Below are 19,564 nucleotides of genomic sequence, written 5' to 3'. Positions count from 1 at the left end.
TTATAATTATGAGTAAAGAATTGCCACAACCACAGCAATCTGAAGAAGTAGATTTAGGACAATTATTTAAGCTTATTGGTAATGCCTTTGATAGGCTTTTTAAGTTTATAGGAAGTGTTTTTATAGGAATTTACAAACTTATTTTAATCTTGATGCTTCACTTTTACAAACGCTTTATATGGTACGTAGGTGCCGTCTTCTTAGGTCTTGTTATTGGTGTCATTCTAGATCGTAAATCTGATCAATTGTACGGGGCTAATATGTATATAGAAACCAATTTCGATTCAGCACGCCAAGTGTATGAAAATATCCGGCAATTTCATCAACTGGCAAAGATAGATAAAGACACTCTGCAACTTGCTGAGTATTTAAAGATAAGTCCAAATGAAGCTGCAAAATTAAAAGGGTTTTATGTTCAACCCGATGTTGATGAAAACTATATCATGGAATTGTATTCTAAATTTTATAACAGTTTAGATTCGATTTCACAATTAACTATGGTATATGATGATTATAAAAAATCATTAAATTCATATAATTACAAAACACACATTATAGGTGTAGCCTCCACCGATAAATTTATATATAAAAAAATTCAAGACGTATTTGTTAAAGAAATTTCAGACAATGAGTATTTAAAGGAACTGGCAAAGGTCAATCAACAGATTTTAAAAAAACGAGATACAGTCTTGCTTCAGCAAGTACAAAAAACAGATTCCTTAGCGTCTCAGTATTTAAAAATTCGGATTAATGAATCTAATAAGACACCTCTGTCCGGGGCGGGGACTAATTTATACATGGGCAATGCAGAACAAAATAGCCTGATTGTAGATGAATCAAAAATTCTTCAACAGCGCTTGCGATATGAAGACCAAAGAAGGGAAATAGATAGTGCTTTAGTAAAACAACAAAACATTGTGAATGTTGTCTCTGGTTTCCCTTCAACAGGCTACGATATAACGGAATGGCATGAAAAAAAGACATATATATTGCCTATGCTTTTATTTAGCATAACACTTGTGGTCTTTGGGCTTAAAGATTTAGGCAACTATTTAAAGCACCAACAGACTCATTTGAATTATAGAAAATAATATTATGAATATTTTAATAACAGGAGGCGCAGGATTTATAGGGTCACACGTAGTTAGACTATTCGTGAATAAATACCCAAATTATGACATTTATAACTTAGACTCCTTAACCTATGCTGGTAATCTAGAGAATTTAAAGGATATAGAAAATAAGCCCAATTATTCTTTTATAAAAGGAGATATTAATGATAGTGAGTTTGTGAATAGTGTTTTTAAAAAACATAAATTTGATAGTGTTATTCATCTTGCTGCAGAGTCTCATGTAGACAGGTCAATAGAAGACCCTTTGGCTTTTGTAAAAACGAATGTTATTGGTACGATGGTACTTTTAAATGCCTTCAAGAATACTTGGAAAGACGATTTTGATAATAAATTATTTTATCATATAAGTACCGATGAGGTTTATGGAAGTTTAGGGCAAACAGGTTTGTTTATCGAAACCACATCTTATGATCCAAATTCACCATATTCAGCTTCAAAAGCAAGTTCAGATCATTTTGTTCGGGCCTACGGAGAAACTTATGGAATGCCTTATGTTATAACCAATTGCTCAAATAATTATGGGCAAAACCAATTTCCAGAAAAATTAATTCCGCTTTTTATTAATAACATTATTAATAATAAAGCCTTACCGGTTTATGGTGATGGAAATTATACGAGAGATTGGTTATATGTGCAAGACCACGCCATAGCCATAGATTTAGTTTTTCATAAAGGAAAAAATAAAGAGACATATAATATTGGAGGCTTTAACGAATGGAAGAATATAGATTTGGTCAAGTTGCTTTGCCGCAAAATGGATGTCGAATTAGGAAGAAAAAACGGAGCTTCGGAGGAATTGATAACTTTTGTAAAAGATCGGCCAGGACATGATTTGAGATACGCTATTGATGCCTCTAAAATAAAAAATGAGTTAGGTTGGATGCCTTCGGTTACATTCGAACAGGGTTTAGAAAAAACAGTAAAATGGTACTTAAGTAATGAAGAATGGTTAAATAATGTTATAAGCGGACAATACCAGTCTTACTACGAGAAACAATACAATTAAGGCAATTCAAACAATAATGAAAGGAATTATACTAGCAGGCGGTTCAGGAACTAGGTTGTTTCCACTTACAAAAGTGGTTAGCAAACAACTCATGCCTATTTATGATAAGCCCATGATATATTATCCCTTAACAACTTTAATGTCGGTAGGAATACAAGAGGTGCTAATTATTTCTACATCAAAAGATTTACACTTATTTAAAGAGCTTTTAGGAAATGGGGATGATTATGGGTGTCGGTTTGAGTACGCAGTACAAGAAGAACCAAAAGGTTTAGCAGAAGCTTTCATTATTGGAGAAGATTTTATAGGACAAGATAGTGTGGCTCTAATTTTAGGAGATAATATTTTTTATGGTTCAGGTCTAAATGAAATTTTGCAATCGAATATAAATCCAGATGGGGGGATAATTTATGCTTACCATGTTCAGGATCCGCAGCGCTACGGTGTAGTGGAATTCGATTCCTTCAAAAAAGCAATATCAATTGAAGAAAAGCCTAAGCAGCCAAAATCCAATTATGCAGTTCCTGGTATTTATTTTTATGATAATTCAGTAGTCGAAATTGCTAAAGGTATTCAACCAAGTTCAAGAGGGGAATTAGAAATAACAGATATAAACAAAGTATACCTCGATAAAGGATTACTGAGCGTTGAAATTTTAGATAAAGGTACGGCATGGTTAGATACTGGAACGTTCAAGTCCTTGATGCAAGCATCTCAGTTTGTTCAAGTTATAGAGGAGCGTCAAGGTCAGAAAATCGGATGTATTGAAGAGGTCGCCTACAATATGGGCTTTATAGATAAGGTACAACTTATCAGACTCGCTGAGCCATTACTTAAGAGCGGTTATGGAGACTATCTTCAACAATTAATATAATAAAATGATAGTTGAAGAAACATACTTGAAAGGGAGTTTTGTGATTAAACCAAACGTTTTTGAAGACGAAAGAGGTTTTTTTTTAGAAAATTTTAATAAACGTGAATTTGAAAAAGAAACAGGGGTTCAGACCAGTTTTGTTCAAGATAATATATCAAAATCATCGAAGGGTGTTTTAAGAGGTTTACATTTTCAAACAGGTAAAAGTGCGCAATCAAAATTAGTTGGTGTCATAAAAGGTAAAGTTTTAGATGTTTGTGTCGACATTAGAGAAGAGTCTCCAACATTTGGTAAACACTTTTCCCTCATTCTAGACGATTTAAGTAAAAAACAGCTCTATATACCAAAGGGTTTTGCTCATGGCTTTTTGACTTTAGAGGATAATACCATTTTTTTTTACAAATGTGATAATTATTACAATAAAGCATCTGAGTCTGGCGTCATTTTTAATGATAAAGAACTGAATATAGATTGGGATTTCCCGAATGATAAACTTATTATTTCAGATAAAGATTTAAAACTTCCTTTATTTCAAAATTTAAATTTTGACTAGATTTCTGTAAATGATTAAAGACGACTATATACAACCAACAACCAACAACCAACAACCAACAACTATACTAGTTACTGGAGCTAATGGTCAACTAGGAAAAACCATTCAAGAGCTTTATTCTGAAAATACATCAGGTTTGGATTTTAAATTTGTCTCCAAATCAGAATTAGATATTACCAGCGAAGACCTTGTAGAATCATTTTTTAAAGAGAACAAGTTTGATTATTGTATAAATTGTGCGGCATATACAAATGTAGAACAAGCAGAGAAAACTCCAGAAATTGCCTTTAAGGTTAATGCAGAAGCTGTAAAAAACTTAGCTAGGGCTTGTAAAGAAAACAATGTTATTATAATCCACATTTCAACAGATTATGTATTTGATGGAGAAAAGAAAACACCTTATACAATAGATGATATACCAAATCCAATTAGTGAATATGGCAAATCGAAATTGTTAGGAGAGCAACATATTCAAGAAATAATGGAATCCTTTTTTATTGTTAGAACCTCTTGGTTGTATAGCAAGAAATATGGTAAAAATTTTTACCGCACGATATTGAACTTAGCAGAAACTAAGAAGGAGCTTTCAATTACAACAGAACAGGTAGGGTGTCCAACAAATACTGAGAACTTAGCTAATTACATCATTAATTTAATTACGAGTAAATCAATAGATTTTGGAATTAAGCACTATTGCGATTCTAGAGAAATGACTTGGTACGAATTTGCAAAACAAATTCTGTCAGAGAATAATTTAAAAAACAAAACAATTCTTGTCAAAGCTAGCAATTATAGTACTTTTGCAAAGCGACCTAAGAACTCAGTTTTATCGTATTAATTCATATATAGAATGAAGAAAAAAGTAGCATTAATTACTGGTGTAACAGGACAAGATGGAGCTTATCTAAGTGAATTCCTCTTAAAAAAAGGGTATGAAGTTCATGGTCTTAAAAGAAGATCTTCAATGTTTAATACAGATCGGATAGATCATTTGTATCAAGATCCCCATGTGGAAAACCAAAGTTTTTTTCTTCATTATGGCGATATGACGGATAGTACAAACCTGACTAGAATTATTCAAGAAGTAAGACCAGATGAAATATATAATTTGGCAGCCATGAGTCATGTGTATGTATCTTTTGAAATGCCAGAATATACTGCTAATGCCGATGGGATTGGAACATTAAGACTATTGGAAGCCATTAGATTATTAGGTTTAGAAAAAAAAGTTAGAATTTACCAAGCTTCAACCTCAGAACTTTACGGCAAGGTGCAAGAAGTCCCACAAACAGAAACGACTCCTTTTTACCCTAGAAGTCCATATGCAGTTGCAAAAATGTATGCTTATTGGATTACGGTAAATTACAGAGAAGCTTATGGCATGTATGCGTGTAATGGCATTTTATTTAATCACGAATCACCAATACGTGGAGAAACCTTTGTAACACGTAAAATTACTAGAGCCACAGCTAAAATTGCTTTAGGACTACAAGAAAAGATATTTTTAGGAAACTTAGATGCTCAAAGAGACTGGGGGCATGCTAAAGATTATATTAGAATGATGTGGATGATTCTTCAGGCCGATGCACCAGAAGATTGGGTAATTGCAACAGGTAAAACAACAACTGTACGTGATTTTGTTAAAATGTGTTTTGCTCACGTAGGCATAGAACTTGATTTTAAGGGGAAAGGCGTTAATGAGAAAGGATATATTAAAACATGTATGAGCCCTAAATATCAGATAGAAATGGGAAAAGAAGTTGTGGCTGTTGATGAAAAATATTTTAGACCAACAGAAGTAGATTTGTTGATTGGAGATGCCAGTAAAGCAAAAGAAAAATTAGGGTGGATTCCAAAATATGATTTAGCCGGTTTGATTGAAGACATGATGGAAAGTGATATAAACCTTATGGAAAAACAGCAGTACCTGAAGGATGGGGGTTATAGAATTGAAAATTATTTCGAATAAATAATCAATGTCATTGCGAAGGAAGAATGACTGAAGCAATCTGTTTATAGATGTGAAGAATTTAAAAATTAAGATGATACAGGAATACATTTATGGATAAGGATTCTAAAATCTATATAGCTGGACACAGAGGACTCGTTGGAAGTGCAATTTTAAAAAACCTTCAAAGCAAGGGCTACAATAACATTGTTACTCGCACACACAAGGAATTAGACTTAACAAATCAAACAACGGTGGCTACTTTTTTCGAAGACGAAAAACCAGACTATGTGTTTTTAGCAGCAGCAAAAGTGGGAGGCATTGTCGCTAATAATTTGTATAGAGGAGATTTTATTTATGAAAATATCATGATTCAAAATAACGTGATTCATCAAAGCTATACTCACAACGTGAAAAAGTTATTGTTTTTAGGAAGCACATGTATTTACCCTAAAAACGCACCTCAACCAATGAAGGAAGAGTATCTGTTAACAGGAACTTTAGAATATACCAATGAGCCTTATGCTATTGCCAAAATAGCAGGGATCAAGATGTGTGAAAGCTATAATTTGCAATATGGTACTAATTTTATCTCGGTGATGCCTACTAATCTGTATGGACCTAATGATAATTTTGACCTTGAAAGATCACACGTCTTACCTGCCTTAATTAGAAAAATCCATTTGGCAAAGTTATTATCTGAGAATAACTGGAAATTGATAAAAGAAGATTTAAATAAAAATCCGATATCTGGTATAGATGTTAATAGTAGCGAAAAAGAAATTGTTATTGTTTTAGCTAAATACGGAATATATTTCTCCCCTTTTGGGGGAGATGCGAGCGCAGAGGGGGCTGTTGAAATTTGGGGGTCTGGGAGACCAAAACGAGAATTTCTTTGGAGTGAAGATATGGCAGATGCCTGTGTATTTTTAATGGAAAATAGAGATTTTAATGAAACATTCTCTGATGATCAGCAAGAAATTAGAAATACTCATATTAATATTGGTACAGGAAAAGATATTTCAATAAAAGAATTAGCTGAAACAATAAAACAAACAATTGGGTTTAAAGGAACTTTGGTTTTTAATACTGAAAAACCCGATGGGGCCATGCGAAAATTGACAGATGTTTCTAAACTAAATGCATTAGGATGGAAATATACAGTTAGTTTAGAAGATGGAGTGATAAAAATATATGATTGGTACTTAAATATAGAGAATAATTAATAAAAGAGAGTATGAAAGAGCTTGCCTGAATACTGAATGCCAAATAGAAATAGGAACAGAAAAACTTGCCGTTGATGTTAAATATTTTAGACCTACTGAAATTTATTTGTTAATTGATAATTCAACAAAAATATAAACAAAATTAGGTTAGGATTATAAATTAGGGTTTATGAAGTTTGATAAAAGTAATGATGTAGAGTGATATTAAATTAAAAATAATTGATGAACGGTTAATAGACATTAGAATAAACTATGAACTCATCTTGACTTTTTCTATTTCCTAAAAAACGGCTGAAATTCGTCCATATTTCGTTGCTTTTATTATCCATATCATTATATTTATGGGAGTTTTTTTAGAACTCATATAAAAGATGTTTATATTTTTAATATCAAATGAATTTCAAAATGATTGACAATACATTTGAATTACATTTTCTTTGGATGACATAGAAAAGTATAAGGATAGCTTATTTCAATGTCATTAAGTTAAGTGTCAGTCTGAGACCTGAGACCAAAAAAAATCTCAAGCGGAGGGAATGACGTAATGTCTCCTCGAGCGCAGTCGAGAGGTTTTAAAAAGGTCTCGACTGCGCTCGACCAGACAGTAGTTAATAATTTGTAAATCAGTTACTTAATAATAATGTCAATGGTAGTTCTATAAGTTAGCTGATTATCCTGTATACAATTAGAATAAATGTGACTATGTATAAAACGATATAGATTGTAAATATGTTAAACTTAATTGGTAGAAAAAATAGATTGTTTGATATTAATAAGTATGAAAATGAACTTAAAAGTATTCTGTCAAACTCTTCTTTTTTGGTGCTTGGCGGAGCTGGCTCTATAGGTCAGGCCGTTACTAAAGAAATATTCAAGCGTAATTCACCTAAGTTACATATTGTCGATATTAGTGAGAATAACATGGTGGAATTGGTTCGGGATTTGAGAAGTTCTAAAAGACCCCTTTACTTTAATGCGAATGATTGATGTGAATGTTTTCAATACCGAAAAAACTTTACAACAATCTATTGAAAAACGGGTCCAAAAAATATTTTTGTGTTTCTACCGATAAAGCGGCCAATCCAGTCAATATGATGGGAGCTTCCGAGAGAATTATGGAAATGTATTTGATGCGTAAAAGTGAACAAATAATAATTTCCACTGCTCGTTTTGCCAATGTTGCTTTTTCAGATGGCTCTTTATTACACGGTTTTAATCAAAGAATTTTAAAGAAACAACCTATTGTGGCGCCAAATGATATTAAACTTATTTGTGTGAAACCGAAGAAGAAGCCAAATAGCGTGGAAGACTTGATGGCGCAAAAGAAATGGCCTTGTTTATTTACAGCCAGTGATACTACAGGAGAAAAAGATTTTGAGGAGTTTTATACCGATAATGAGATATTAGATATAGATTGTTTTGAAAATCTAGGTATTATAAAAAATGAAGCAGGCTTCGACCAACTAAAATTAGAAAATTTCAAAAATCAAATTGGTTTAAGTAAATCCCGCTTTTAAAAATGTTTATCGGACAATAGTGATAAATTTTAAAGGTTTCGACTGCGCTTAACCTGAAATAAAACATAAATTATCGATTTTTAATTGATTATATGGAACTTATGTTGTTTAGGAAATTTATTTCGATATAAGATTTAACTGATGTTTGTGTTTTTATAAAGGAAACAAGGAGTGTTTAAAAAGTAAAAAATAAAAATTGTTGGTAAATTAAAACTTTATAAAACAAAGAATTATATTACTTTCGCACGACGACGAAACACGACTTACTAAATATATTTGAAAACACATATTTATGTTTAACTTAAAAGGAAAATCTATTTTAATAACAGGAGGAACAGGTTCTCTAGGAAAAGCACTCACTTCTCATATTTTAACAAAGTACCCAGAAGTAAAAAGATTAATAATTTACTCAAGAGACGAGCAAAAACAGTTCCAAATGGCTCAAGAGTATCCAAGTAACCAATATCCTCAAATACGTTATTTTATTGGAGATGTTAGAGATAAAGAAAGATTGGTAAGAGCATTTCAAAGTGTTGATTATGTAATACATGCAGCAGCAATGAAGCATGTGCACATTGCTGAATATAATCCAGATGAATGTATTAAAACTAATATAGGAGGGGCAGAAAATGTTGTGGATGCTTGCTTTAAGACCAAAGTAGAACGTGTGGTTGCCTTATCAACAGACAAAGCTTGTGCGCCAATAAATCTTTATGGAGCTACCAAACTAACATCAGATAAATTGTTTATTGCTGCCAATAACATTAAAGGAGAAAACCCAATAAGGTTTTCGGTTGTTAGATATGGAAATGTAATGGGGTCTAATGGTTCTGTTATCCCCTTTTTCATCAATAAAAAGAAGGAAGAAAACACGTTGCCTATAACCGACCCTAACATGACACGTTTTAATATTTCATTACAAGGTGGGGTAGATATGGTTATGCATGCCTTAGAACATGCATGGGGAGGTGAGTTATTTGTTCCTAAAATCCCATCATATAAAATCATGGACGTAGCTGAAGCAATTGGACCAAATTGTGAAAAGCCAGTTATAGGAATAAGACCAGGTGAAAAAGTGCATGAGGAGATGATTACTCCTTCAGATTCTTTTTATACTTATGATCTTGGGAAATACTATACCATACTTCCTGCAACTCACAAATGGAGCATAGAAGATTTCGTTAAAACCTTTAATGCTAAAAAAGCACCATTAGGATTTAGTTATAATTCTGGAGATAACGATGAATGGGAGACCATTGAAAGCCTTAGAAATTTGATAAAAGAACATGTCGATTCTAACTTCATAGTATAATGAAAGTAATACCTTACGGAAAACAAAATATAGAGCAAGACGATATTGATGCGGTTGTAAAAACGCTTTCTGCCGATTTTTTAACTCAAGGACCAAAAGTTAAGGAATTTGAAGATGCCTTTGCAACATACGTTGGGTCTAAATATGCAGTAGCTGTAAACAATGCTACTTCCGGTTTACATCTTGCCGTATTAGCTTTAGGATTAAAGGAAGAAGAACGTGTTATAACCACGCCTATTACATTTGCGGCATCGGCTAACTGTATTAGATATGCAGGTGGAGAAGTTTGGTTTGCAGATATCGATACAGATACTTATTTGTTATCTCTAGAAAAAACCAGAAAACTTATTGAAAGCAAACCAAAAGGATTTTTTAAAGGAATAATTCCAGTAGATTTTGCCGGTTTACCAGTAAATCTAGAGGCATTTAGAGCCTTGGCGGATGAAAATGATTTATGGATAATTGAAGATGCTTGCCATGCTCCAGGGGGCTATTTTACAGACTCAAAAAGCAATAAGCAAATGTGCGGCAATGGTAATTATGCAGATATTGGCATATTTTCATTTCATCCAGTAAAACATATTGCTTGCGGAGAAGGCGGTATGATAACTACAAATTCTGAAAAATTATATAAGAAAATTTCTTTGCTAAGAACCCATGGTATTACTAAAGATAATATGGAAGAAAATCATGGTGGATGGTATTACGAAATGCAAGATCTTGGTTTTAATTATAGATTAACCGATATACAGTCTGCTCTGGGTATTACGCAACTTGCCAAGAATGAGGCAGGTGTAAAAAAAAGAAATGAGATCGCAGATAATTACAAAAAAGCGTTTCAGAACAAATTAAAATACCAAAGCTTACCAAACGGAACTTGTAATGCGCATCATTTATTTGTAATAGAAGTTAATGACAGAAAAGGGCTTTATGATTTTTTAAAAGCCCATAATATTTTTGCTCAAATACATTATATACCAGTACATACACTGCCATATTATAAAGAGATTGGATATGGAAGTGCCAGCTTAAGAAATTCAGAAGCCTATTATTCTAAATGTATAAGTTTGCCTATGTATCCTAGTTTAACCAATGTTGAACAAGAAATAGTAATACATAAGGTTATAGAATTTTTATCTAAATAACAAATTAATATTTTAATACCATGGGAGATTTTAAAACGGAGCAAGAAAAATTTTGGGCCACAGAATTTGGGAATGACTATATTGATAGAAATAAAGGAGCGCAACTATTAGCATCAAACCTTGTATTTTTCACAAAGTGCCTACAAAAGGCAGATAAGATTAATTCTTGTAGAGAATTTGGTGCCAATATTGGGATGAATATGAAAGCATTCAAACTTTTATACCCTTCAATTCAACTAAAAGGGGTTGAAATCAACGAAACAGCAAGCAAGCAATTGGCTACGATTATTGGACAAGAAAATGTATTTAATGGGTCAATTTATGACGCTCCAGTGGGTGAAAAAGTGGAATTGTCCTTGATCAAAGGTGTTTTGATTCACATCAACCCAGATATGTTACCAACAGTTTATGATAAACTCTATAAGTCGTCTTCAAAGTACATATTAATTGCAGAATACTATAACCCTTCACCTGTCGCAATACCTTACAGAGGACATTCTGATAGATTGTTTAAAAGAGATTTTGCAGGAGAATTTTTAGATACCTACAAAGACGTGAAGTTGATAGATTATGGATTTGCATATCGTCGCGATCCAGCCTTCCCTCAAGATGACATTACATGGTTTTTAATGGAAAAAATATAAACGGAGAACAATTTAATGAAAAGAGTTTGCATCATACCAGCTAGAGGAGGAAGTAAACGGATTCCTAAAAAAAACAGTAAAGACTTTTTAGGAAAACCCATCATAACCTATTCTATCCAAACAGCATTGGATTCAAATTTATTTGATGAGGTAATGGTGTCAACCGATGATAAGGAAATTGCCAATATAGCCTTGAATCATGGTGCAAAAGTACCTTTTATGAGAAGCGAAAAGAACTCAAATGATTTTGCGACAACATTTGAAGTCATTGAAGAAGTCATTGGAGACTATGAGAAGTTGGGAATGAGTTTTGATGAAGGTTGCTGTTTTTATGCTACATCACCTTTAACGACTGTTGAAAAATTAAAAGAAGCTAATAAATTGCTCAATGCAAAGAAGTTTGCTACTGTATTTCCAGTAATCCGTTATGGTACGGCGATACAAAAGGCCTTAATAATGGATAAGAATCAACGAATGACCCTGCTACAACCAGAGCATGAACTAACACGTTCTCAAGACATGGAAACAGCTTATCATGACGCAGGGCAGTTTTATTTTTTTAAAACCAACGAACTGTTCCAGCATAGAAAATTATGGACTACAAACTCGGGAATTATAGAGATTTCTGAAAGCGAAGGTCAAGATATTGATAATGAAATTGATTGGCAGTTGGCCGAATTAAAATATCAACTCAAATTTATAAAGTAAAAGAAAAGAATAATGAGTATAGAAGTAAAATATTGCAAGCGTTGTCTATTTCCAGAAACAAAACCAGATTTACATTTTAATGAAGAAGGCGTGTGTTCAGCCTGTATCGCTGCTGAAGCGAAAGATGTTGGCATAGACTGGGAACAACGTAAAAAAGATTTTTTTACAATTATTGATCACTTTAAATTAAACAACGACGAAATTGGTTACGATTGCTTGGTGCCAGTAAGTGGCGGAAAGGATTCTACTTACCAGGCGTACTTTATGAAAGAAGTGTGTGGGATGAATCCGCTTTGTGTGTGTTTTGAAACCACCATGGTTACTGAAGTTGGGCATCAAAATCTTGACAATATTTCTAAAATGGGAATTGATGTCATTCACTTCAAGAAGAACCATAAAGCATATAAAGCAATGGTAAAAGAAGGCTTTATAAGAGTTGGAGATGAGATGTGGCCAAACCACATAGGCATTTTTACCATTCCAATAAACATCGCCGTAAAATTCAAAATTCCTTTAATTATCTGGGGAGAAAATTCACAGCAAGAATATGGTGGCCCATTAGAAAGTATAGAGAATAATAAATTGACTAGAAGATGGTTAGAAGAGTTTGGAGGACTATTAGGGAATAGGATTCAAGACATGATCGGTGTGGAAGGATTGACAGCAAAGGAATTAACACCTTATTTTTATCCATCTGAAGAAGAATTGGAAAAAGTAGGCGTAACAAGTTTATTTTTAGGCCACTATTTCTTTTGGGACGCAAGAAAACAGTTGAAAATTGTCAAGCAACATGGTTTTAAAGTTAAAGAAGATGGGCCGGTTGAAGGCACTTATACCGATTACGAAAATATTGATGAACAGTTGTGCAGCTTGCACGATTATCTCAAATTTGTAAAATATGGATTTGGTCGCGCCACTGATCATGCAAATATTGATATCAGAAACAAACGACTTACTAGAGAGGAAGCCAAGAATTTGGTAAATCAATATGATGGAAAATACCCAAAAATTGCCATCCAAGCATTTCAGGAATATTCTGGAATGTCCAAACAAGAGATTGATGCAGTTATTGATTCTTACACCAATCCAGTATTATTCAAAATGAATGATGATGGCGTTTTTGAAAAAGACAGCAAAGGAAACTTGATAAGAAATTTCCAAATAGAATAATGGTAATAGCAATTGTAAAATACGGAATGGGTAATGTGGCATCAGTACAAAAAGTATTGAAAAAGCTCGGTTACCAAAGTATTATAACAAATGACCAAGATGAATTAAAAAAAGCAGATTTTATTTTGCTCCCAGGAGTTGGCTCTTTTAAGAAAGGGATGGAAAACCTTAACGAGTTAGGTTTGGTAGAGTTTTTAACTAACGAAGTGCTTGTGAATAAAAAACCATTTTTAGGCATTTGTTTAGGAATGCAGTTAATAGCATCTTATGGAAACGAACCTGAGCACATAAAGGGATTGGGCTGGATAGAAGGTGATGTTATTAAAATTGTTCCTAAAAACGGACATAGAGTGCCTCATTTAGGGTGGAACACTATAAAAACGGATGTATCGGATGCGTTTTATAGTGAATTTGATAATCTTGATTATTATTTTATTCATAGTTATCATTTCAATGCTAAAAACCCAAAGGATGTTACCATGTGGGTAAATTATGATGGTGAATTGGTTGCAGGACTTCAAAAGGATAATATGTACGCGATGCAGTTTCATCCAGAAAAAAGCCAAGATGAAGGCATGATTTTATTAAGAAAAATTTTAGAGAAGTATGCTAAAGTGTAGAGTGATACCCATTTTAACTTTTAATGGTTTCGGATTAGTAAAAACCAAAGGTTTTGCACGAAACCCAAGAATGGTTGGAAATGCTGTACAAGCTACTAAAGTTTATAACTCTCGAAATGTTGACGAATTAGTCTTTCTAGATATTTATGCTTCCGACAAAAACCGTAAAATGAATTTGCAGTTAGCAAAACTTATCATTAACGAGTGTTTTATGCCTGTTGCATTAGGTGGTGGTATAAAAACTATTGAAGACATACATGATTTATTGGCAATAGGTGCCGATAAAGTGGTTCTTAAAAGCAAAATTATAGAAGACCCCGAATTTATTAATAAAGCGTCTCAGGTATTCGGAAATCAATGCATAACATTAGCTATAGATGCTTTTAAACAAGATGATGGTAAGTATTATTTATACAATAGATTAAAAAAAACCATAGATTTATTTGTATTCCTCGAGGATATAAAATCATATAACTTCGGAGAAATTATTTTAACCTCAGTCAATAACGATGGAATGATGAACGGTTTTGATATTGAACTGGTTAATAAAGTTGAAAAAATTATACACGTACCTATAGTCGTTGCAGGAGGTGCTGGAAATTTAGATCATTTTAAAGAGTTATTTTCAAAAAGCCATATTGAAGCTGTGGCCGCAGCAAGTATTTTTCATTTTACGCAATACACGCCGCGTGATATTAAATTAGCAATTGCCAGTGTTGGAAAACCTGTGCGTATTGTAGAAAAAATGTTTATTCCTAAAAATTAGTAAAAATGCCCGGTCAAAAAAAGATATTGTTTAGAGCAGATGGGGACGGCAATACTGGCTTAGGACATTTATACAGACTCTTTGCTCTAGTTGAGATTTACAAAAAACAGTTCCAATTTATATTTGTTACCAAGGCATCTTCAACTAAAACTATTTTTCCTAAAGATTACCACATTTTCTTAGTTCCTGAAGACATAACTATAAACGATGAACCATTATGGCTTCATCAAAATTTCAACCCTTCAGAACACTTAATTATTGCTGATGGTTATCAATTTAAAAGCGACTATCATAAGCAATTAAAAGATTATGGATATCATTTAATCTATATTGATGATTTAGTTGAAGGCAAATTATATGCAGATGTAATAGTTAATCATGCTGCCAATGTAGAGCCATCAAACTATCAAGTACAGCCATATACACGTTTCGCATTAGGTACAGAATATGCTATTTTAAGACCATTATTTGTTAAAGCAGCTCAATCAGAAAGGCACATTAATGGTACAACCAATGCTTTTGTATGTTTTGGTGGTGCCGATGCCTTAGATTTAAGTTATAAAGCAACTAAAGCATTGCTTGAAACAGAAAAAATAAAAAGCATTCATGTGGTTTTGGGAGCAGCGTATAAACATTCAGATATTGAAGCATTAGCAACCCAAAATACGCAAATTAAATTATATAGAAACTTAGATGAACATGCGCTTTGTAATTTAATGAAGTCTTGCGATTTGGCCGTTGCACCCTCAAGCACCATAGTTTACGAACTGTGTACTGTGAAAATGCCCATATTGTCTGGTTATTTCGTAGATAACCAAATAAGTATGTATAACGCGCTTTTGCAAAAAGGAGCAATTGAAGGAGCTGGAGATTTATCAACCTCTACGGTTCAGGATTTTAAAACTAAACTCAATATCATTATTAATCAAAAGCAGCTTGGCCATTATTTAAAAGCACAGCAAAAATTGTTTGACGGACAGAGTTCAAACAGGTTTATAAAACTCCTAAACGACTTTTTGGTTACTTTCAGAAAAGCCACAAAAGAAGATATGCTATTGGTTTATAACTGGTCTAACGATCCGTTAGTCAGACAAAATTCATACAATACTAAAGAAATTGATTTGGCTAATCACGAAAAGTGGTTTAACCAAAAAATAAATGGGGACAAAACACTTTTTTTAATTGCTTTATTTGATAATCAACCAGCAGGTGTTGTTCGCTATGAAATTAAAGAAGACCATACCATAATTGGGGTTTTGGTTTCCGAAAAATTTAGAGGAAAAAAATTGTCGCCTTCATTTTTAAGTGAATCGGCTAAATATTATTTTAAACAAAATCATCTTCCTATTTTTGCCTATATTAAAGAAGGGAACAAAGCATCAATAAAAGCATTTGAAAGTGCAGGCTACGATTTTTATAAAAAAGAACCCGTAAAAGAAATGCCAAGTTTTGTTTATAAATTGGAAAAAAAAGATGTCAAAGAATAAGTGCTTTATTATTGCAGAACTATCTGCAAACCATGGTGGCAAATTAGAAATAGCAAAAGAAACGGTAAGAGCCGCTAAACGCGCAGGAGCCGATGCCATAAAATTGCAAACCTACACAGCAGATACGATCACGTTAAATGTTAAAACAGATGATTTTAAGATTAAACAAGGTACCGCTTGGGATGGCCAATATTTATACGATTTGTATAAAGAGGCATCCTTGCCATGGGAATGGCATAAAGAGTTGTACAGTTTAGCAAAAGAAGAAGGACTGGTTTGTTTTTCGTCACCATTTGATAAAACGGCCGTTGATTTTTTGGAAGATTTAAACACGCCAATTTATAAAGTAGCTTCTTTTGAAATCACGGATATTCCATTAATTACATACATGGCTTCAAAGATGAAACCCATGATCATTTCAACAGGCATTGCAACCATTGAAGATATTGAACTCGCCATTGAAGCCTGTAAATCGGTTGGGAATAATGATATAACTATTTTAAAATGCACATCAGCATATCCAGCTGTCCCAGAAGATGCCAATTTGCGAACTATTGAGGATATTGCTCAAAGATTTGGATTGAATTCAGGCTTATCAGATCATACCATGGGCATAGAAACTCCAATGATTGCTGTAGCTTTAGGTGCTAAGATGATAGAAAAACATTTTATATTAAATAAGAATATTGGAGGAGCAGATGCTCATTTCTCTTTAGACGAATCAGAATTTAAGCAAATGGTAGATGCTGTTCGTTTAACCGAAAAACTAATGGGAAAAGTAGACTATGAAATGACGGATAAAAAAAACAAAAGTCGTGAGTTTTCTCGCTCTTTATTTGTAACCCAAGATGTTAAAGAAGGAGATATTATTACTAAAGAAAACATAAGATCTATTAGACCAGGTTATGGATTGCACCCTAAGTATTATAGTAAAATACTAGGAAAATTATTTAATCAAGAAGTGTTAAGAGGTACTCCACTATCAATAGAGATGATAAATCAAAAATAATGGATTTTAATAATAAAATAATGTTGTTGATTGTGGCTCATCCAGATGGTGAATTACTTGGGGTTGGAGGAAGGGTGTGATGAATAGATTAATAAAGGAACAAGATTGTACTGTAAAGGTTGTTATTTTGAGAGAAGGAATTACTTTTCGAAGTGATAATCATAATATAAAGAAATGGAAAAAGGAATATCAATTTATAGAAACTGGGCTACAATTAACAGTTTATTATAATGTCAGAAAACAAAAACATCAAACTTTTTACGACTTACCTCAAGAAGTGAAATTTTGCACGAAGTGTATTATGTCGAATCAGCGACTAGCGTCAGTTATTGAGTTTAAACACACAAAGGATAGTAAAAAAACAACACTTAACTTTGATCAAGAGGGGGTGTTTGATGCTTGTAGAGCTGCTGAAATCAAAGATAATATTGATTGGGGAATGAGAGAAGAAGAATTTGTGAAATTACTTGATAAACATAGGAAAAATGATGGCTCTTATGATTGCTTGGTGTCAGGAAGTGGAGGTAAGGATAGTGCTTATCAAGCACATGTTTTAAAGTGTAAATATGGTATGAATCCATTAACGGTTACTTGGCCTCCAATTTTCTATACAGACTATGGGTTGAAAAACTGGAAAAATTGGTTAGATAGCGGTTTTGATAATGTCTCTTTTTCTCTTAATGATAAAGTAATGAAATTATTAACAAAGTTGTCTACAGAAAATTTATCACATCCATTTCAAACGTTTATTTTAGGTCAAATGTGCTCAAACGGGGTTAGAGGATTAATAATGATTAAAGAGATATCAGATAAAATAAAATTTTGGAAAAATGCTGATCGAATAGGTCTGATATGTTGGGAACTCATTGGCAATCATTTTAGTGATTCAACAGATTTTAAATCTGGTGCGTATGCGGTAGGTTGTTCTCAAATAGCAATTGGGAAAAGAGTATATGTTTAATTCACATAAAATATAATTTTGGATTTCAACCAATTAGTGATGAGGTTTTTTCGTTCTCCTATTATTCAATATATAGGAACACGGTATTTAACTTTTGGTATTCAGTTCATAAATTCAGTTCTGATTGCAAAATACCTTGGCGTTTATTATTTTGGAATTTACAGCTTTATTTCATTGATAAATCAATATTTGGCCTATACAGCCATGGCACCGGCCTATTCTTTAAATGCCCTGTTGTCGGTAAGAAAGAATGACAAAACTAATAGTGTTGATTTGTGGAGAAATTCAGTTTTAATTCTATTGCTTATTGTTGGTATAGTCACGGCATCATGGATTACATTATTTATTTTCTCCCCTAATACGTTTTCAAAATATCAGTTCCATGACTTTTATATATTAGTCCTTATTATTTTTGTTTTTTCAAGTTTAAATAGTCTTTACACGAATCTATACCGTACTTATGGCTTATTGGGAAAAATAAATTTAAATCAATTCGTGATTCCCTTCTTTCAATTTCTGGTTTTATTTTTTGCCAAGGAAGAAGAGTTGTTATATTATCTTTTAATGGGAACTATTGTAGCAAACGTTTTTTCTTTTATAGTATATAGCACAAATCCACCTTTGAAAGTTGGACTACAATTTAAAAAACCGATATTTAGTGAATTGCTTACAAGGGGGGTGAACTTATTGCTCTATAATGTGAGTTTTTATCTAATATTACTTTCTTCCAGAACAGTAGTTTCAATTTACTATTCTGCAGAGGAATTAGGCTTTTATACACTAGCAGTAAATCTGTCGAATGCTGTTTTTATGATTGTTGGCTCATTTTCATTTGTTCTGTTTCCAAAATTGCTAAATAAATTTCACAATACTTGTCCAACTGAAGCACAAAAGTTATTAAACAATATCCGATCAATCTATATAGCTAGTTGTTATTTATTAACTTACCTTGGTTTTTTTGCCATACCATTATTAGAATTATTGTTACCCCAATACAAACAGGCAATGCCTGCATTTAAAATTTTGCTGTTAGCACAATTAATTTTAAATAATAACTTCGGATATAGTATTTTGCTTATTGCTAAAAAGAAAGAAAGATTTATGACTTATTATGCGCTAATAGGAATCTTTATTATTACTGTGATTTCATTATTATTTATAAAGATTGATCTTTCATTCTTATTTGTTGCTCTTTCAGTAGCAATTGGCTTAACATATTATTGTGTTAGTATTACGCAAAAAGCTTATATAGAAATGAATCAGAAGCTTGGAATTAAAAAGATGTTCCAAGAGTTATTTCCAATTTATTATTTGATTCCTTTTTTAGTTTTGGTCATTAGTGTTTTAATAAAGGAAAATATTTTTACGCCATATATTAGTTTCATAATATTCATTTTTATGAACAAGAAGAATCTTTTTGAAGGATACAAAAGAGGAGTAGTCTTCTTAACAGATAGAAACAGCCTCAAGTTTTAAATAAAGTCA

The 19,564-nt window shown here is 32.6% G+C and carries 20 protein-coding genes; all 20 read left to right on the top strand.

Annotation, left to right across the window (positions count from 1 at the left end; genetic code table 11):
- Positions 1-8 precede the first annotated feature (8 nt).
- The 20 genes from FAF07_RS07370 to FAF07_RS07280 all read left to right on the top strand — a co-directional run bounded on the left by FAF07_RS07370 (position 9) and on the right by FAF07_RS07280 (position 19,555).
- Entirely contained in the window at positions 9-1,091 is a 1,083-nt protein-coding gene (locus FAF07_RS07370; protein WP_142784489.1) for a hypothetical protein, read from the top strand.
- A 1-nt stretch (position 1,092) separates the two neighbouring features.
- Positions 1,093-2,139 carry a dTDP-glucose 4,6-dehydratase gene (gene rfbB, locus FAF07_RS07365; protein WP_142784488.1) on the top strand — a complete coding sequence of 349 codons (1,047 nt, stop codon included), beginning with the start codon at positions 1,093-1,095 and terminating at the stop codon, positions 2,137-2,139.
- Positions 2,140-2,155: 16 nt separating this feature from the next.
- Positions 2,156-3,013 carry a glucose-1-phosphate thymidylyltransferase RfbA gene (rfbA, locus tag FAF07_RS07360; RefSeq protein WP_142784487.1) on the top strand — a complete coding sequence of 286 codons (858 nt, stop codon included), beginning with the start codon at positions 2,156-2,158 and terminating at the stop codon, positions 3,011-3,013.
- Positions 3,014-3,017: 4 nt separating this feature from the next.
- Positions 3,018-3,566, top strand: coding sequence for a dTDP-4-dehydrorhamnose 3,5-epimerase (rfbC, locus tag FAF07_RS07355; protein WP_142784486.1), 549 nt, complete (start codon positions 3,018-3,020; stop codon positions 3,564-3,566).
- 10 nt (positions 3,567-3,576) lie between these two features.
- Positions 3,577-4,404 carry a dTDP-4-dehydrorhamnose reductase gene (gene rfbD, locus FAF07_RS07350; protein WP_142784485.1) on the top strand — a complete coding sequence of 276 codons (828 nt, stop codon included), beginning with the start codon at positions 3,577-3,579 and terminating at the stop codon, positions 4,402-4,404.
- Positions 4,405-4,416: 12 nt separating this feature from the next.
- Positions 4,417-5,535, top strand: a complete 1,119-nt coding sequence (gmd, locus tag FAF07_RS07345) for a GDP-mannose 4,6-dehydratase (RefSeq protein ID WP_142784484.1) — start codon at positions 4,417-4,419, stop codon at positions 5,533-5,535.
- Between the two features lie 92 nt (positions 5,536-5,627).
- Positions 5,628-6,740 carry a GDP-L-fucose synthase family protein gene (locus tag FAF07_RS07340; RefSeq protein ID WP_142784483.1) on the top strand — a complete coding sequence of 371 codons (1,113 nt, stop codon included), beginning with the start codon at positions 5,628-5,630 and terminating at the stop codon, positions 6,738-6,740.
- Positions 6,741-7,469: 729 nt separating this feature from the next.
- Positions 7,470-7,727, top strand: coding sequence for a polysaccharide biosynthesis protein (locus tag FAF07_RS18850; RefSeq protein WP_246067801.1), 258 nt, complete (start codon positions 7,470-7,472; stop codon positions 7,725-7,727).
- Between the two features lie 5 nt (positions 7,728-7,732).
- Positions 7,733-8,257 carry a polysaccharide biosynthesis protein gene (locus FAF07_RS07335; protein WP_246067800.1) on the top strand — a complete coding sequence of 175 codons (525 nt, stop codon included), beginning with the start codon at positions 7,733-7,735 and terminating at the stop codon, positions 8,255-8,257.
- A 292-nt stretch (positions 8,258-8,549) separates the two neighbouring features.
- The gene (gene pseB / locus FAF07_RS07330) at positions 8,550-9,569 is read left to right on the top strand and encodes a UDP-N-acetylglucosamine 4,6-dehydratase (inverting) (protein WP_142784482.1); all 1,020 of its coding nucleotides are present in this window, start codon (positions 8,550-8,552) and stop codon (positions 9,567-9,569) included.
- Positions 9,569-10,714 (top strand): UDP-4-amino-4,6-dideoxy-N-acetyl-beta-L-altrosamine transaminase, encoded by a 1,146-nt coding sequence (gene pseC / locus FAF07_RS07325; RefSeq protein WP_142784481.1) that lies wholly within the window; start codon positions 9,569-9,571, stop codon positions 10,712-10,714. The genes pseB and pseC overlap by 1 nt, the downstream gene beginning before the upstream one ends.
- Positions 10,715-10,734: 20 nt before the next feature.
- Positions 10,735-11,358, top strand: coding sequence for a pseudaminic acid biosynthesis-associated methylase (locus tag FAF07_RS07320; protein WP_142784480.1), 624 nt, complete (start codon positions 10,735-10,737; stop codon positions 11,356-11,358).
- 15 nt (positions 11,359-11,373) lie between these two features.
- The gene (gene pseF / locus FAF07_RS07315) at positions 11,374-12,066 is read left to right on the top strand and encodes a pseudaminic acid cytidylyltransferase (protein WP_142784479.1); all 693 of its coding nucleotides are present in this window, start codon (positions 11,374-11,376) and stop codon (positions 12,064-12,066) included.
- Positions 12,067-12,078: 12 nt separating this feature from the next.
- Positions 12,079-13,236, top strand: coding sequence for an N-acetyl sugar amidotransferase (locus tag FAF07_RS07310; protein WP_142784478.1), 1,158 nt, complete (start codon positions 12,079-12,081; stop codon positions 13,234-13,236).
- The gene (hisH, locus tag FAF07_RS07305; protein WP_142784477.1) at positions 13,236-13,856 is read left to right on the top strand and encodes an imidazole glycerol phosphate synthase subunit HisH; all 621 of its coding nucleotides are present in this window, start codon (positions 13,236-13,238) and stop codon (positions 13,854-13,856) included. The genes FAF07_RS07310 and hisH overlap by 1 nt, the downstream gene beginning before the upstream one ends.
- Positions 13,843-14,622, top strand: coding sequence for an imidazole glycerol phosphate synthase cyclase subunit (locus tag FAF07_RS07300; protein ID WP_142784476.1), 780 nt, complete (start codon positions 13,843-13,845; stop codon positions 14,620-14,622). The genes hisH and FAF07_RS07300 overlap by 14 nt, the downstream gene beginning before the upstream one ends.
- Before the next feature lie 5 nt (positions 14,623-14,627).
- Complete coding sequence (gene pseG / locus FAF07_RS07295) at positions 14,628-16,109, top strand: UDP-2,4-diacetamido-2,4,6-trideoxy-beta-L-altropyranose hydrolase (protein ID WP_142784475.1); 1,482 nt, start codon at positions 14,628-14,630, stop codon at positions 16,107-16,109.
- Positions 16,096-17,118 carry a pseudaminic acid synthase gene (gene pseI, locus FAF07_RS07290; protein ID WP_142784474.1) on the top strand — a complete coding sequence of 341 codons (1,023 nt, stop codon included), beginning with the start codon at positions 16,096-16,098 and terminating at the stop codon, positions 17,116-17,118. The genes pseG and pseI overlap by 14 nt, the downstream gene beginning before the upstream one ends.
- Positions 17,119-17,197: 79 nt before the next feature.
- Entirely contained in the window at positions 17,198-18,079 is an 882-nt protein-coding gene (locus FAF07_RS07285; protein ID WP_142784473.1) for an adenine nucleotide alpha hydrolase family protein, read from the top strand.
- Positions 18,080-18,097: 18 nt separating this feature from the next.
- On the top strand, positions 18,098-19,555 hold the full coding sequence (locus FAF07_RS07280) for a lipopolysaccharide biosynthesis protein (RefSeq protein ID WP_142784472.1): 1,458 nt from the start codon (positions 18,098-18,100) through the stop codon (positions 19,553-19,555).
- Positions 19,556-19,564: the final 9 nt, after the last annotated feature.

The organism is Changchengzhania lutea, assembly GCF_006974145.1.
GTDB lineage: Bacteria > Bacteroidota > Bacteroidia > Flavobacteriales > Flavobacteriaceae > Changchengzhania > Changchengzhania lutea.
Note: the sequence above shows the minus strand (reverse complement) of the source record. Positions and strands in the feature narration are given on the sequence as shown.

Excerpts from the sequence above, each read along its gene's own strand:
- pseI (WP_142784474.1), top strand. The coding sequence starts at position 16,096 with ATGTCAAAGAATAAGTGCTTTATTATTGCAGAACTATCTGCAAACCAT.
- FAF07_RS07285 (WP_142784473.1), top strand. The coding sequence starts at position 17,198 with ATGAATAGATTAATAAAGGAACAAGATTGTACTGTAAAGGTTGTTATT.
- pseG (WP_142784475.1), top strand. The coding sequence starts at position 14,628 with ATGCCCGGTCAAAAAAAGATATTGTTTAGAGCAGATGGGGACGGCAAT.
- rfbA (WP_142784487.1), top strand. The coding sequence starts at position 2,156 with ATGAAAGGAATTATACTAGCAGGCGGTTCAGGAACTAGGTTGTTTCCA.
- rfbC (WP_142784486.1), top strand. The coding sequence starts at position 3,018 with ATGATAGTTGAAGAAACATACTTGAAAGGGAGTTTTGTGATTAAACCA.
- FAF07_RS07335 (WP_246067800.1), top strand. The coding sequence starts at position 7,733 with ATGTTTTCAATACCGAAAAAACTTTACAACAATCTATTGAAAAACGGG.
- FAF07_RS18850 (WP_246067801.1), top strand. The coding sequence starts at position 7,470 with ATGTTAAACTTAATTGGTAGAAAAAATAGATTGTTTGATATTAATAAG.
- FAF07_RS07310 (WP_142784478.1), top strand. The coding sequence starts at position 12,079 with ATGAGTATAGAAGTAAAATATTGCAAGCGTTGTCTATTTCCAGAAACA.
- gmd (WP_142784484.1), top strand. The coding sequence starts at position 4,417 with ATGAAGAAAAAAGTAGCATTAATTACTGGTGTAACAGGACAAGATGGA.
- hisH (WP_142784477.1), top strand. The coding sequence starts at position 13,236 with ATGGTAATAGCAATTGTAAAATACGGAATGGGTAATGTGGCATCAGTA.
- FAF07_RS07370 (WP_142784489.1), top strand. The coding sequence starts at position 9 with ATGAGTAAAGAATTGCCACAACCACAGCAATCTGAAGAAGTAGATTTA.
- rfbD (WP_142784485.1), top strand. The coding sequence starts at position 3,577 with ATGATTAAAGACGACTATATACAACCAACAACCAACAACCAACAACCA.
- pseF (WP_142784479.1), top strand. The coding sequence starts at position 11,374 with ATGAAAAGAGTTTGCATCATACCAGCTAGAGGAGGAAGTAAACGGATT.
- pseC (WP_142784481.1), top strand. The coding sequence starts at position 9,569 with ATGAAAGTAATACCTTACGGAAAACAAAATATAGAGCAAGACGATATT.
- FAF07_RS07300 (WP_142784476.1), top strand. The coding sequence starts at position 13,843 with ATGCTAAAGTGTAGAGTGATACCCATTTTAACTTTTAATGGTTTCGGA.
- FAF07_RS07320 (WP_142784480.1), top strand. The coding sequence starts at position 10,735 with ATGGGAGATTTTAAAACGGAGCAAGAAAAATTTTGGGCCACAGAATTT.
- pseB (WP_142784482.1), top strand. The coding sequence starts at position 8,550 with ATGTTTAACTTAAAAGGAAAATCTATTTTAATAACAGGAGGAACAGGT.
- FAF07_RS07340 (WP_142784483.1), top strand. The coding sequence starts at position 5,628 with ATGGATAAGGATTCTAAAATCTATATAGCTGGACACAGAGGACTCGTT.